The sequence below is a fragment of the Brevundimonas subvibrioides genome (assembly GCF_027271155.1).
In the GTDB taxonomy this organism is placed as follows: domain Bacteria; phylum Pseudomonadota; class Alphaproteobacteria; order Caulobacterales; family Caulobacteraceae; genus Brevundimonas; species Brevundimonas subvibrioides_D.
In genome coordinates, this window is record NZ_CP114542.1 from 2,375,638 (window position 1) to 2,387,817 (window position 12,180).

A 12,180-nucleotide genomic window follows, 5' to 3' on the forward strand; every position below is an offset into this window, starting at 1 on the left:
TCCCTTCCCGCTCAGTTCTTCACGAACGGGAACTTGAACTCGGTCAGAAGCGCGCGCGCCTCGTCGTCGGTCCGAGCCGTGGTGCAGACGATGATGTCCATGCCCCACATCTGATCGATCTGGTCGTAGTTGATCTCCGGGAACACGATGTGCTCCTTCAGACCCATGGCGTAGTTGCCGCGGCCGTCGAACGACGTGGGCTTCAGGCCCCGGAAGTCCTTGACGCGCGGCAGGGCGATCGTGATCAGACGGTCGAGGAACTCGTACATCTGGTCGCCGCGCAGGGTGACCTTGCCGCCGATGACCATGCCCTCGCGCAGCTTGAAGCCGGCGATCGACGTGCGAGCCTTGGTCGGGACCGCCTTCTGGCCGGCGATCTGCGTCAGATCCTTGAGGGCGGCGTTCGCCTTCTTGGAGTCCGCGACCGCTTCGCCGATGCCCATGTTCAGGACGATCTTGTCCAGCTTGGGCGTCTGCATCGGGTTGGTGTAGCCGAACTTCTCGGTCAGCACGCCCTTGATGCGGCTGTTGTAGTCGTCTTTCAGACGCGGCGTGTATTTGGTGTCGGCCATCAGATGACGTCTCCCGTGGTCTTGGCGAAGCGCACCTTCTTGTCGCCTTCCATGCGGAAGCCGACGCGGCTGGCCTTGCCGTTGGCGTCGGCGATCGCGACGTTCGACAGGTGAAGCGAGGCTTCCTTGTTCTTGATGCCGCCCTGGGGGTCACCCTGGGACGGACGGGTGTGGCGCTGGACCATGTTGATCCCGGTCACCATCACGCGGTTCTCGGTCGGCAGGACCTTGGCGACTTCGCCCGTGCGGCCCTTGTCTTTTCCGGCCAGGACGACGACGCGGTCGCCCTTCTTGATCTTGGCGGCCATGGTTACAGGACCTCCGGGGCCAGCGAGATGATCTTCATGTGGTTCTTGGCGCGCAGTTCGCGGGGAACCGGGCCGAAGATCCGCGTGCCGACAGGCTCGTTCTGCTTGTTGACGATGACGGCGGCCGACTTGTCGAAGCGGATGACAGAGCCGTCCTTGCGCTGGATGTCCTTGGCGGTGCGCACGACGATGGCGCGAACCACTTCACCCTTTTTGACGCGGCCGCGAGGAATGGCTTCCTTGACCGAGGCGACGATCGTGTCACCCACCGAGGCGTAGCGACGCTTGGCGCCGCCGAGCACCTTGATGCACATGACCCGGCGAGCGCCCGAATTGTCGGCCACCTCCAGGTTAGTTTGCATCTGGATCATATGATCAGATCCTTTTCGATTACGACGCCGAGGCCGGAGTGTCCTTCGAGAGGACCTCCCAGCGCTTCAGCTTGGATTTCGGGGCGCACTCACGGATGCGGGCGACGTCGCCTTCCTTGAAGGCGTTCGCTTCATCGTGGGCGTGATACTTCTTGGACAAGCGCACGATCTTTTTCATGACCGGGTGCAGCAGCGTGCGTTGGACGACGACGACGACGGTCTTGTCGCCCTTGTCGGACACGACCACGCCTTCGAGAATACGTTTGGGCATGGGGTTTCCTTACGAAGCCGAACGCTTCTCACGCAGAAGCGTGGAGATGCGAGCGATGTCTTTGCGGACTTCACCGACGCGGTGAGTCTTTTCCATCTGACCGGTGGCGGCCTGGAAGCGCAGGTTGAACTGCTCCTTCTTGAGCGACAGCAGCTGGTCGCCCAGCTGGTCGGTCGTCTGGGAGCGAAGGTCGGCGATCTTGGTCATCAGGCAACGTGCTCCACGTGCGAGACGCCGGCGTCGAGGCGGGTGACCACCTTGGTGCGGACCGGCAGCTTGGCGGCGCCCAGACGCAGGGCCTCGCGGGCTACGTCGTCGGCGACGCCGTCGATTTCAAACAGGATCCGGCCCGGGTGGCAGCGCGCCGCCCAGTGATCCACCGCGCCCTTGCCCTTGCCCATGCGGACTTCGGCCGGCTTGCCCGAGACGGGAACGTCCGGGAATACGCGGATCCAGACACGACCCTGACGCTTCATCTGGCGGGTGATCGCGCGGCGGGCCGCCTCGATCTGACGCGCGGTAATGCGTTCCGGCTCCAGCGTCTTCAGGCCATAGGAGCCGAAGTTCAGCGAGAAGCCACCCTTGGCAGCGCCGTGGATGCGGCCCTTGAAGGCCTTGCGGTACTTGGTTTTCTTCGGTTGCAGCATCTCTTAGCCCTCACGGCCACGGCGACCGCCGCGGTCATCGCGGCGCGGGCCGCGTTCACGGCCTTCGTTGGACGACGGACCGGCGGCTTCCTGGGCCCAGCGCTTGTCCTGGGCCATCGGGTCGTGCTCGAGCACTTCGCCTTTGAACACCCAGACCTTCACGCCGATGATGCCGTAGGTCGTCTTGGCCTCGATGAAGCCGTAGTCGATGTCGGCGCGCAGGGTATGCAACGGCACGCGGCCTTCGCGATACCATTCCATCCGCGCGATTTCGGCGCCGCCCAGGCGACCCGACACATTGATGCGGACGCCCTTGGCACCCAGGCGCATGGCCGACTGCATGGCGCGCTTCATGGCGCGGCGGAAGGCGATCCGGCGTTCCAGCTGCTGCGCGATGTTCTCGGCGATCAGCTGGGCGTCGGTCTCGGGCTTGCGGACTTCGACGATGTTCAGGTGAACCTCGCCTTCGGTGCGCGCCGAGATGTCCTTGCGGAGCTTCTCGATGTCGGCGCCCTTCTTGCCGATCACGACACCCGGACGGGCGGCATAGATCGTCACGCGGCACTTCTTGTGCGGACGCTCGATGATGATGCGGCTGACGCCGGCGGCGTTCAGACGCTCCTTCAGCCAGGTGCGCAGCGCCAGATCCTGGTGCAGCAGCCGGGCGTAGGACGGGCCGTCGGCGAACCAGCGGCTGTCCCAGGTACGGTTCACGCCGAGGCGGAAACCGATCGGATTGATTTTCTGACCCATCAGGCGGCCTCGCCGGCTTCACGGACCACGATGGTGATCTCGCTGAACGGTTTCAGGATGCGGGACGAACGGCCACGAGCACGGCTCGCGAAACGCTTCATCACCAGGTTCTTGCCCACGAAGGCCTCGGCAACGACCAGGCTGTCGATGTCCAGGTTGTGGTTGTTCTCGGCGTTCGACACGGCGCTGTAGAGCACCTTGCGGACGTCGTCGGAGATGCGCTTGCGGCTGAATTCCAGCTCGTTCAGGGCCTTCTGGACCGGCAGGCCACGGATGGACTGGGCAACCAGGTTCAGCTTCTGCGGGCTGATGCGGACGTTCGTCAGCTTGGCGCGCGCTTCGGTTTCGCCGACGCGGCGGGTGTTGTTGGTCTTGGGCATGTTACTTCCGCTTCGCCTTCTTGTCCGCGGCGTGGCCGGGGAACGAACGGGTGGGCGAGAACTCGCCCAGCTTCATGCCGACCATGTCCTCGTTCACGTGCACGGGGACGTGCTTGTGACCGTTGTGGACACCGAACGTCAGACCGACGAACTGCGGCAGGATGGTGGAGCGGCGCGACCAGGTCTTGATCACGTCCTTGCGGCCCGACGTCGAGACGGCGTCGGCCTTCTTGAGCAGATACCCGTCGACGAACGGGCCTTTCCAGGAGGAGCGAGCCATCTTTAGCGAGCCTTCTTGAGGTGGCGGCTACGGATGATGAAGCGATCCGTCGCCTTGTTCTTGCGGGTACGCGTGCCCTTGGTGTCCTTGCCCCACGGCGTGACCGGGGTCCGGCCGCCGGAGGTCTTGCCTTCACCACCACCGTGCGGGTGGTCGACCGGGTTCATGGCGACGCCGCGAACGTGCGGACGGAAGCCCATGTGGCGAACGCGACCGGCCTTGCCGAGGTTCTGGTTCATGTGGTCGGCGTTCGAAACGGCGCCCACCGTAGCCATGCAGCCGTCCAGCACCATGCGCAGCTCGCCCGAGCCGAGGCGGATCTGGGCGTAACCCTGATCGCGACCCACCAGCTGGGCATAGGCACCGGCCGAACGGGCCAGCTGGGCGCCCTTGCCCGGCTTCATCTCCACGCAGTGGATGATGGTGCCGACGGGGATCGAGCGCAGCGGCATGGCGTTGCCCGGCTTCACGTCCGTCTTTTCGCCGGCCACGATCGTGTCACCCGCCTTCAGGCGTTGCGGCGCGACGATGTAGGCCTTTTCGCCGTCCTCATAGGTGATGAGGGCGATGAAGGCGGTGCGGTTGGGGTCGTACTCCAGCCGCTCGACGGTCGCCGTCTGGAACTTGCGGCGCTTGAAGTCGATCTTGCGATACAGGCGCTTGGCGCCACCGCCGCGGAAGCGGACGGCGATGCGACCGCCCTGACCGCGTCCGCCCGACTTGGTCAGGCCTTCGGTCAGCGACTTCTCGGGACGGCCCTTGAAGAGCTCCGAACGGTCGATCAGCACCAGGGCGCGACGGCCCGGCGACGTCGGATTGTATGTTTTCAAGGCCATCTGATCAGAGCCCCGTGGTGACGTCGATCGACTGGCCTTCGGCCAGCGTCACGATCGCTTTTTTGATGTCGACCCGACGGCCCATGATGCCGCGGAAGCGTTTGGTCTTGCCCTTCTGGACCAGGGTGTTGACCTTCAGGACGTTGACCTTGAACAGGCTTTCGACCGCGGCTGCGATCTCGTCCTTGGTCGAGGTGCCCGCGACGCGGAACACGACCTTGTTCTGCTCCGACAGGATCGTCGCCTTCTCGGTGATGATCGGCGACAGGATGGTGTCGTAGTGTTTGGCGGTTGGAGCGGCGGCCATTACGCGGCTTCCTTCTCGGCTTGCTCGCGACGCGAGGGCTTGTAGTCGGCGTAGGTGGCCTCGATGGCCTCCACGGCGGACTTCGTCAGCACCAGCGTGTCAGCGCGCAGGATGTCATAAACGTTCAGGCCAGCATTCGGCAGGACATGGATCTGCGGGATGTTGCGCGACGCCAGGGCGAAGTTCGCATCCACTTCCGGACCCGCGATGATCAGCGTCCGGGTCCAGCCCAGCTTGCCGAAGGTCTCGCGCAGGGCGGAGGTCTTGGCTTCCTTGACCGTCAGGGCGTCGACGATGACCAGGTCACCGGTCTTGGCCTTGGACGACAGGGCGTGACGCAGGGCCAGGGCACGGACCTTCTTGGGAAGGTCGAAGCCGTGATCGCGAACGATCGGGCCAAAGGCACGCGAGCCGCCGACGAACTGCGGGGCACGGCGCGAACCGTGACGTGCGCCGCCGGTGCCCTTTTGCTTGTACATCTTCTTGCCGGTGCGAGAGTTCTCGTTCCGGGTCTGGACCTTGTGGGTGCCGGCACGGCGCTTGGCCAGCTGCCAGTTGACGTAGCGCGCCAGCAGATCGCCGCGGATGTCGGTGATGCCGAAGACGACATCCGACAGTGCGACGTCACCAGCGGCCTTGCCGTCGAGTTTGATGACAGGGAGTTTCATTACGCTTCACCGCCTTCGACGGTTTCGACCGCGGCCGGCTCTTCAGCGGGCGTTTCGGCCGGAGCGGCTGCAGCGCCGCCCTTGGTCTTGAACGAGCCGGGGAACGGCAGGTCGGCGTGCGGCTTCTTGTGCGCGTCGCGGACTTTGACCCAGCTGCCTTCGTGGCCCGGGACAGCGCCCTTGACCAGGATCAGGCCGCGCTCGGCGTCCACGCGGACGATGGTCAGGTTCTGGGTGGTGATGGTCTCGACACCCAGGTGTCCGGCCATCTTCTTGCCCTTGAAGGTCTTGCCGGGGTCCTGACGGTTACCCGTCGAGCCCAGCGAGCGGTGCGACACGGACACGCCGTGGGTCGCACGCAGACCACCGAAGTTCCAGCGCTTCATGCCGCCCTGGAAGCCCTTGCCGATCGTCTCGCCCTGGATGTCGACCTTCTGGCCGGCGACGAAGTGGTCGGCCGACAGGGTCGCACCGACGTCGATCAGCGCATCGTTCGAAACATGGAATTCCATGACGACGTGCTTGGGCTCGACCTCTGCATTCGCAAACGTCGTGCGTTGAGCCTTGTTGGTGTTCTTTGCCTTCTTGGTCCCGGCACCCAGCTGCAGGGCGACGTAGCCGTCCCGCTCCTGAGTGCGTTGACCGACGACCTGACAGTCGTCGAGCTGGAGCACAGTGACCGGAACGTGCGCGCCGTCTTCGGCGAACACGCGGGTCATGCCCAGCTTCTTGGCGATCACGCCCGTGCGCATATCGGATCCCGCCTTTGTTTCTTTAAATCTTGATCTCGACGTCCACGCCGGCGGACAGGTCGAGCTTCATGAGCGCGTCCACGGTCTGCGGGGTGGGGTCGACGATGTCGAGGACACGCTTGTGCGTGCGGATTTCAAACTGCTCGCGCGACTTCTTGTCGACGTGCGGCGAGCGGTTCACGGTGAACTTTTCGATCAGGGTCGGCAGCGGGATCGGACCACGAACGGTCGCGCCCGTGCGCTTGGCTGTGTTGACGATTTCGCGCGTCGAAAAGTCGAGGACGCGGTGATCGAAGGCCTTGAGCCTGATGCGGATGCTTTGATCCATATCGGTCGTATTTCCCAAGCAGGCGAACCTGCGTCCCTGTGAACCATTTCAAAGACCGGAGGCCTTCAGGCACGAGTGCCTTCAGAGTACGCACGTCCGCAAAAACGATCGGCCCACGCAGTCTCCCGCGAAGGCCGTTGAAGTCCTGGATCGCTACAAAGAACGGGCCGGGTCGTTCCTGCGAACCGCGTCTGCAACCCGAGAGCTGCACAGCCGGTCCAACAAGAGTTGGCGCTTATGACGAGTGAGTCCGGTTTCGTCAAGCGCGCCGAAGGGCTTCTAACCGGTTTCTGTGGGAAAGACGGCCCGGGGGGTTCCACGCTCCCGGGCCGTCTCCCTACGGCGTTCTGACCGGGGGAGATCAGTGGCCGATATGAACCCGTCCGCCGCCCATGATGGACTGGGAGACCGAACCGGTGACCCGGCCGACGGTCACGTCGCCGCTGCCGACGAGGCTGGCGTCCAGGCTGGCGACCGTCCCGGTGACCGTGACATTGCCCGATCCGGCGATGGAGGCTTCCAGCGGGCCGGCGTCGCCCTGGATCACGATGTCGCCAGAGCCGCCGATGGCGGCCTCGACCGAGCGGGGAGTTCCGCCCCCGACGCGCACGTCGCCGGTGCCGCCGATGGCCGCCTCTACCGCGCCCGTTGCCCGGGTGACAACGATCGTACCCGATCCGCCGATCGAGGCATCCAGGTCGCCGGTCGCCCCGGCGGTCACCCGGCCCGAGCCCCCGATGGCGGCCTCCAGGCTTCCGGACGTCCCGGCGCGAATGTTGCCCGACCCGCCGACCGACAGATCGGCATGGCCCGAGGTGTTGGCCACGGTCCAGTCGCCGCACCCGCCGGCCCCCAGCGCGATCGAGGTCGCGCCCCGGCCGATGGCCCCGAAGATGGCCGAGTCTTCCGTCGAGACATCCACGGTCCGGGGCGTGCGCACCACGATCAGGGGCGCGCCCGACAGATCGACCCGACCCCTGTTGCGAACCTCGACCGAGGCCCCCTCACCCGGCTGACGCGCCGTCTCCGGGCCGCTGCGGCAGTTGCGGATCGGGTTGCGCCCCAGACCACCGTCGATGCGGACCTCATTGCCGGAACGGGTCACGGTCGGCAGGGGCAGCCCGCCCGAACCGGGCTCGATCTCGACGGCGACATCGGTGCGATCCTCGACGATCACCACCATCCGGGCGGCGGCGCGACGCACGCGGACCTCGGGGCCGTCGGCGCCGGATGCGGGGACAGCGGCGGCGAAGGTCGCGGCGACGGCGGCGACGATGGCGAAGGCGGCGGTAATGGACCTGGTCATGGTGGGCTCCTCCCTGATGCTGGGGCGAAGGTGACCCCCAGACCGGGGGAAGTCATTTTAACTCGACGTCATGACCTCGAATTAATCCTCGGCATGGTGTCGATCCGGCCGACCCTCGCGCGTCTGTCTGTTGTCGTGCAGGATCGGAGCGTCCGATCAGGCGACCCAAACCGGAGGCTGACCCCATGCAATATGCCCTGCTGATCCACGAACCCCACGCCGAGGCCTATCCCGACGGCGACAGCGGCCAGGCCTGGCTCGACATCATCGCCGCGCACACCGCCTACGGCCAGGAGATGGGCGCCGCCGGCGTCATCGTCGGCGGGGCGGGCCTGAAGAGCCCCGACACCGCCACTACCGTCCGCGTGACACCCCAGGGCCGCACCGTCCACGACGGCCCGTTCGCCGAGACGCGCGAGCAGCTGGGTGGCCTCTATATGATCGACGTGCCGGACCTCGACGCCGCCATCGAATGGGCGAAGAAGCTGCCGATCGCAAAGACCGGTTCGATCGAGATCCGCCCCATGCTGCCCCCCCCGCCGCAGGGCTGATCGATCCCGGTGAGCCGTCTCCTCGACCAGACGTTCCGGGACGCGGGCGGCCGGGTGGTCTCTGCCCTCGCCGCCGCCTTCCGCGATCTCGATCTGGCCGAGGAGGCCTTCGCCGAAGCCTGCGCCCGTGCACTTGAGCGCTGGGGAGAAACCCCACCGGCCGACCCCGCCGCCTGGCTCTATGCCGTCGCCCGTCGCCGGGTGCTGGACCGCTATCGACGGCGCGCGACGGCGGCAGCCTACAGACCCGACGACGCCGCACCCGAACCCACCCCCGAGGATCACGTCATGGCGCTCGATGAGCCCATTCCCGACGAGCGGGTGCGGCTGATCTTCGTCTGCTGCCATCCGGCGGTCAGCCCGGATGCGCGCGCGGCCCTGACCCTGCGCACCGTCTGCGGCCTGTCCACGGCCGAGGTCGCCGCCGCCTTCCTGACGCCGGAGCCGACCCTGGCCCAGCGCCTGGTCCGCGCCAAGAGGAAGATCGCGGAGGCGGGCGTGCCCTTTGATGTCCCCTCCCCGGACCGCTGGCCGGAGCGGATGGATGCGGTCCTGTCGACGCTGGAGGTAGCCTATGCCCAGGCCCACGCCGACTCCGCCGGGGCCGGCCCCCACGCCGACTTCGCCGCCGAGATGCTGAACCTGACCGCCCTGCTGGCCCGTCTCGCCCCCGACGATGCAGAGGCTCAGGGCCTGGCCGCCACGGTGCGCTACTCGGAGGCCCGCCGCCCCGCCCGCCTCAGCCCCGACGGGGCCATGGTTCCCCTGACCGAGCAGAATACGGCCGACTGGGATGCGACGCTGATCGCCGAGGCCGGTCGCTTCGTCGCCCGATCGGCCGCCGCGTCCCACGCCCGGCGCGCCGTGCCCGGCCCGCGCGCACTTCAGGCGGCGATCCACGGTGCCCACGCCGACCGCGCGACGACCGGGCGCACCGACTGGGCTGCCATCCTGGGGCTCTACAACCTCCTGCTGCTCCAGCGTGACGACCCGGTGATCCGCACCAACCGCGCCGTGGCTCTGGCCGAGGTCGAGGGCCCGGCGGTCGCGCTCGACGCCCTGCTCGGCATCGAGGTGCAAGGCTGGCTGCCTCTCCATGCGGCCCGCGCGGACATGTTCGCCCGCCTGGGCCGGGACAAGGAGGCGCGTCAGGACTATGACGTCGCCCTCACGCTGGGGCCGTCCCCGGCCGAGACGCTGTTTCTCAGGGCCCGGCGCGATCGTCTCGATGCGGCTGCCTAGCGACGGGGATGCGACGCTGCTAAGCCTCCCGGCATGAAGCTGATCGCCCTTGCCCTCGTCACCCCCCTTTCTCTGGCAACCCTGGCGCTCGCCGCCTGTGCCACAGCGCCCGTCCCGACGCCCGACCCGTCCGTCCATTCCACCCCGGCCGAATACGAGGCCGGTCAGGCCGCCTATCTGGCCTGGAACGGCCAGCGTCGAGGCTGGACGACCACCGCATCGGGCCTTCAGTATCGACGCGAGGGCCGCGCCCATCCCGAAGGTCGCCAGCCCACTGCGACCGACACGGTCAAGGTTCACTATGAAGGCACCTTCATCGACGGGCGAAAGTTCGACAGCTCCTATGACCGGGGCGAGCCAGCCGAGTTCCCGCTGAATCGCGTCATCCGCGGCTGGACCGAGGGTGTGGCCCTGATGCACGTCGGCGAGACCTTCTATTTCGCCATCCCCGCATCGCTGGGCTACGGCGACCGCTGGGTCGGCGGGGACGAACTGCCGCCCAACTCGACCCTGCTGTTCAAGGTCGATCTGCTGGACGTCACGCCGGCATCGTGATCCGTCCCGGCGGCAACGCTTGACGCGGTGACCGGACAGGCGTGATCTCGCGCCGCCAAGCGAAGGGAGCGTCCCGACGCCCTTGCCGGAAATCCTTCATGAAGCGTCTCGCTCTCTCGGTGTGCCTTGCGACCCTCGTGCTCGCCTCGACCCCCGCCCTGGCCCAGGTCGATGCCTACGCCGGCCATCCGCAGACGCCGCAGGCCATCCCGGCCGTCGTCGATCAGGCCTGGCCCGGCGTCGTGCGGCTGGAGGTCGATGCGACCGATCTGAACCGCCGCATCTATCAGGTGCGTGAGACCATCCCGGTCGAGGGTGCCGGGCCGCTGACCCTGTTCTTCCCCGAATGGCTGCCGGGCGAACACGGTCCGACCGGGCCGATCACCCAGCTGGGCGGCCTGATCTTCACCGCCAACGGCCAGCGGGTCGAATGGGTGCGGGATACGCTCAACCCCTTCGCCTTCCACATCGAGGTTCCGGCCGGCGCGACCGAGGTCGTCGCCACCTTCCAGCACCTGTCGCCCACGACCGAAAGCCAGGGTCGGGTCACCATGACCGCCGAGATGCTGAACGTGCAGTGGGAGAAGATGCTGCTGTATCCGGCCGGGCGCTTCCACCGGAACATCACGGCCCAGGCCACCCTGACCCTGCCCGATGGCTGGAAGTTCGGCACCGCCCTGGAGACCGGGACCACCGCCGGCGCCGTCACCACCTTCAAGCCCGTGCCGCTGGACGTGCTGATCGACAGCCCCCTGTTCGCCGGAGAACATTTCCGCCAGATCGATCTGGATCCGGGCGGCCGCTCGCCCGTGCGGCTGAACCTCGTGGCCGACGCCGAGGAAAACCTGGCCGCGACGGACGAGCAGATCACGATCCTGCGCAATCTGGTGCAGCAGGCCGACCGGCTGCATGGCGCGCGTCACTATGATCACTATGATTTCCTGGTGGCTATCACCGATCGTCTGGGCGGGATCGGGCTGGAGCATCACCGGTCATCGGAGAACAGCGTCGATCCCGGCTTCTTCACCGACTGGGAATCCCGGCTCGGCGACCGCGATCTGCTGCCGCACGAATACGATCACTCCTGGGACGGCAAATATCGTCGCCCGATGGGTCAGATGGTCCCGAACTACAACACGCCGATGCAGGACTCGCTGCTGTGGGTCTACGAGGGACAGAACCAGTTCTGGGGCAAGGTGCTGGCCGCCCGGTCAGGCCTGCATTCCCGCCAGCAGGCGCTGGACGCCCTGGCCCTCGACGCGGCGACCTATGACAACACCGTCGGGCGCGAATGGCGCGCGATGCAGGACACGACCAACGACCCGATCATCCAGCAGCGCCGTCCGATCGGCTGGCGCGCCTGGCAGCGCAGCGAGGACTACTATGTCGAGGGTCAGCTGATCTGGCTGGACGCGGACACCCTGATCCGCGAGCGCACCAATGGCCGCAAGTCGCTGGATGACTTCGCGCGCACCTTCTACGGTATGAACGACGGAGCCTTCGACGAGAACCCCTACACCTTCGACGACGTGGTCGCGGCGCTGAACGGCGTGGTCGAATACGACTGGGCGACCTTCCTGCGGACCCGCCTGGACGGCCACGGCCCCGGCGCGCCGCTGGATGGTCTGGAGCGCGGCGGGTACCGACTCGTCTATACCGATACGCCCAGCGACTATCAGAAGACGCTGTACTCGGAATACGGCCGCAACGACTTCAGCTATTCGCTCGGCTTCCAGACCAGCGCGACCAACCAGATCGGGGGCGTCATGTGGAACGGCCTGGCCTTCCAGCAGGGACTGGCCCGCGGGATGCAGATCATCGCCATCAACGGCGAGGAGGCCTCGGCCTCGCGTCTGGCCGAGGCCGTGACCGCCGCCAAAGGCACGGACCGGAAGATCGAGCTGATCGTCAAGGACGGCACCCATTTCCGCACCGTGACCTTCGACTATCACGACGGCCTGAAATATCCGCACCTGGAGCGGATCGAGGGCACGCCGGACCGGCTGGGCGACCTGTTCACGCCGCGCCGTCGTTAGGCCCGGCGACAGTCCGG

19 protein-coding genes are annotated in these 12,180 nt (G+C 66.7%); 4 read left to right on the forward strand and 15 right to left on the reverse strand.

The genetic code is table 11. The annotated features are described in order from the left end of the window. Positions 1–11: 11 nt before the first annotated feature. From rplE to O3139_RS12065, 15 genes are all read right to left on the reverse strand, one after another. On the reverse strand, positions 12–572 hold the full coding sequence (gene rplE / locus O3139_RS11995; protein ID WP_209322807.1) for a 50S ribosomal protein L5: 561 nt from the start codon (positions 570–572) through the stop codon (positions 12–14). Next, entirely contained in the window at positions 572–880 is a 309-nt protein-coding gene (rplX, locus tag O3139_RS12000; RefSeq protein WP_013268931.1) for a 50S ribosomal protein L24, read from the reverse strand. Before rplX ends, rplE begins: the two co-directional genes overlap by 1 nt. Positions 881–882: 2 nt before the next feature. Beyond that, positions 883–1,251 carry a 50S ribosomal protein L14 gene (gene rplN, locus O3139_RS12005; protein ID WP_077354965.1) on the reverse strand — a complete coding sequence of 123 codons (369 nt, stop codon included), beginning with the start codon at positions 1,249–1,251 and terminating at the stop codon, positions 883–885. A gap of 19 nt (positions 1,252–1,270) precedes the next feature. Further along, positions 1,271–1,522, reverse strand: coding sequence for a 30S ribosomal protein S17 (rpsQ, locus tag O3139_RS12010; RefSeq protein ID WP_013268929.1), 252 nt, complete (start codon positions 1,520–1,522; stop codon positions 1,271–1,273). A gap of 9 nt (positions 1,523–1,531) precedes the next feature. Next, positions 1,532–1,729, reverse strand: a complete 198-nt coding sequence (rpmC, locus tag O3139_RS12015) for a 50S ribosomal protein L29 (protein WP_209322806.1) — start codon at positions 1,727–1,729, stop codon at positions 1,532–1,534. Continuing rightward, complete coding sequence (gene rplP / locus O3139_RS12020) at positions 1,729–2,169, reverse strand: 50S ribosomal protein L16 (protein ID WP_013268927.1); 441 nt, start codon at positions 2,167–2,169, stop codon at positions 1,729–1,731. The genes rpmC and rplP overlap by 1 nt, the downstream gene beginning before the upstream one ends. Before the next feature lie 3 nt (positions 2,170–2,172). Further along, positions 2,173–2,922 (reverse strand): 30S ribosomal protein S3, encoded by a 750-nt coding sequence (gene rpsC / locus O3139_RS12025; protein WP_209322805.1) that lies wholly within the window; start codon positions 2,920–2,922, stop codon positions 2,173–2,175. After that, on the reverse strand, positions 2,922–3,302 hold the full coding sequence (gene rplV, locus O3139_RS12030; protein ID WP_013268925.1) for a 50S ribosomal protein L22: 381 nt from the start codon (positions 3,300–3,302) through the stop codon (positions 2,922–2,924). The genes rpsC and rplV overlap by 1 nt, the downstream gene beginning before the upstream one ends. 1 nt (position 3,303) lies before the next feature. Then, the gene (gene rpsS / locus O3139_RS12035) at positions 3,304–3,582 is read right to left on the reverse strand and encodes a 30S ribosomal protein S19 (RefSeq protein WP_013268924.1); all 279 of its coding nucleotides are present in this window, start codon (positions 3,580–3,582) and stop codon (positions 3,304–3,306) included. A 2-nt stretch (positions 3,583–3,584) separates the two neighbouring features. Continuing rightward, complete coding sequence (gene rplB / locus O3139_RS12040; protein ID WP_013268923.1) at positions 3,585–4,418, reverse strand: 50S ribosomal protein L2; 834 nt, start codon at positions 4,416–4,418, stop codon at positions 3,585–3,587. Positions 4,419–4,422: 4 nt separating this feature from the next. Then, positions 4,423–4,725 (reverse strand): 50S ribosomal protein L23, encoded by a 303-nt coding sequence (locus O3139_RS12045; RefSeq protein WP_013268922.1) that lies wholly within the window; start codon positions 4,723–4,725, stop codon positions 4,423–4,425. Beyond that, on the reverse strand, positions 4,725–5,393 hold the full coding sequence (rplD, locus tag O3139_RS12050) for a 50S ribosomal protein L4 (RefSeq protein ID WP_269514298.1): 669 nt from the start codon (positions 5,391–5,393) through the stop codon (positions 4,725–4,727). The genes O3139_RS12045 and rplD overlap by 1 nt, the downstream gene beginning before the upstream one ends. After that, entirely contained in the window at positions 5,393–6,145 is a 753-nt protein-coding gene (gene rplC, locus O3139_RS12055; RefSeq protein ID WP_269514299.1) for a 50S ribosomal protein L3, read from the reverse strand. The genes rplD and rplC overlap by 1 nt, the downstream gene beginning before the upstream one ends. Before the next feature lie 22 nt (positions 6,146–6,167). Then, entirely contained in the window at positions 6,168–6,473 is a 306-nt protein-coding gene (rpsJ, locus tag O3139_RS12060) for a 30S ribosomal protein S10 (protein ID WP_003164367.1), read from the reverse strand. A gap of 361 nt (positions 6,474–6,834) precedes the next feature. Next, on the reverse strand, positions 6,835–7,779 hold the full coding sequence (locus O3139_RS12065) for a GIN domain-containing protein (protein ID WP_269514300.1): 945 nt from the start codon (positions 7,777–7,779) through the stop codon (positions 6,835–6,837). A 185-nt stretch (positions 7,780–7,964) separates the two neighbouring features. On the opposite strand from O3139_RS12065, the gene O3139_RS12070 reads away from it, so the two are divergent. The 4 genes from O3139_RS12070 (at position 7,965) to O3139_RS12085 (ending at position 12,163) form a co-directional block, all read left to right on the forward strand. Continuing rightward, positions 7,965–8,330: a YciI family protein gene (locus tag O3139_RS12070; protein ID WP_269514301.1), complete on the forward strand. Its 366-nt coding sequence runs from the start codon at positions 7,965–7,967 to the stop codon at positions 8,328–8,330. A gap of 9 nt (positions 8,331–8,339) precedes the next feature. After that, positions 8,340–9,572 carry an RNA polymerase sigma factor gene (locus tag O3139_RS12075; protein WP_269514302.1) on the forward strand — a complete coding sequence of 411 codons (1,233 nt, stop codon included), beginning with the start codon at positions 8,340–8,342 and terminating at the stop codon, positions 9,570–9,572. A gap of 33 nt (positions 9,573–9,605) precedes the next feature. Further along, positions 9,606–10,127 carry an FKBP-type peptidyl-prolyl cis-trans isomerase gene (locus O3139_RS12080; protein ID WP_269514303.1) on the forward strand — a complete coding sequence of 174 codons (522 nt, stop codon included), beginning with the start codon at positions 9,606–9,608 and terminating at the stop codon, positions 10,125–10,127. Between the two features lie 98 nt (positions 10,128–10,225). Next, positions 10,226–12,163, forward strand: coding sequence for a M61 family metallopeptidase (locus O3139_RS12085; RefSeq protein WP_269514304.1), 1,938 nt, complete (start codon positions 10,226–10,228; stop codon positions 12,161–12,163). Positions 12,164–12,180 lie beyond the last annotated feature (17 nt).

Bases quoted from the DNA above. Each gene is read 5' to 3' on its own strand.
- rplE (WP_209322807.1), bottom strand. From the start codon at position 572: ATGGCCGACACCAAATACACGCCGCGTCTGAAAGACGACTACAACAGC.
- rplX (WP_013268931.1), bottom strand. From the start codon at position 880: ATGGCCGCCAAGATCAAGAAGGGCGACCGCGTCGTCGTCCTGGCCGGA.
- rplN (WP_077354965.1), bottom strand. From the start codon at position 1,251: ATGATCCAGATGCAAACTAACCTGGAGGTGGCCGACAATTCGGGCGCT.
- rpsQ (WP_013268929.1), bottom strand. From the start codon at position 1,522: ATGCCCAAACGTATTCTCGAAGGCGTGGTCGTGTCCGACAAGGGCGAC.
- rpmC (WP_209322806.1), bottom strand. From the start codon at position 1,729: ATGACCAAGATCGCCGACCTTCGCTCCCAGACGACCGACCAGCTGGGC.
- rplP (WP_013268927.1), bottom strand. From the start codon at position 2,169: ATGCTGCAACCGAAGAAAACCAAGTACCGCAAGGCCTTCAAGGGCCGC.
- rpsC (WP_209322805.1), bottom strand. From the start codon at position 2,922: ATGGGTCAGAAAATCAATCCGATCGGTTTCCGCCTCGGCGTGAACCGT.
- rplV (WP_013268925.1), bottom strand. From the start codon at position 3,302: ATGCCCAAGACCAACAACACCCGCCGCGTCGGCGAAACCGAAGCGCGC.
- rpsS (WP_013268924.1), bottom strand. From the start codon at position 3,582: ATGGCTCGCTCCTCCTGGAAAGGCCCGTTCGTCGACGGGTATCTGCTC.
- rplB (WP_013268923.1), bottom strand. From the start codon at position 4,418: ATGGCCTTGAAAACATACAATCCGACGTCGCCGGGCCGTCGCGCCCTG.
- O3139_RS12045 (WP_013268922.1), bottom strand. From the start codon at position 4,725: ATGGCCGCCGCTCCAACCGCCAAACACTACGACACCATCCTGTCGCCG.
- rplD (WP_269514298.1), bottom strand. From the start codon at position 5,393: ATGAAACTCCCTGTCATCAAACTCGACGGCAAGGCCGCTGGTGACGTC.
- rplC (WP_269514299.1), bottom strand. From the start codon at position 6,145: ATGCGCACGGGCGTGATCGCCAAGAAGCTGGGCATGACCCGCGTGTTC.
- rpsJ (WP_003164367.1), bottom strand. From the start codon at position 6,473: ATGGATCAAAGCATCCGCATCAGGCTCAAGGCCTTCGATCACCGCGTC.
- O3139_RS12065 (WP_269514300.1), bottom strand. From the start codon at position 7,779: ATGACCAGGTCCATTACCGCCGCCTTCGCCATCGTCGCCGCCGTCGCC.
- O3139_RS12070 (WP_269514301.1), top strand. From the start codon at position 7,965: ATGCAATATGCCCTGCTGATCCACGAACCCCACGCCGAGGCCTATCCC.
- O3139_RS12080 (WP_269514303.1), top strand. From the start codon at position 9,606: ATGAAGCTGATCGCCCTTGCCCTCGTCACCCCCCTTTCTCTGGCAACC.
- O3139_RS12085 (WP_269514304.1), top strand. From the start codon at position 10,226: ATGAAGCGTCTCGCTCTCTCGGTGTGCCTTGCGACCCTCGTGCTCGCC.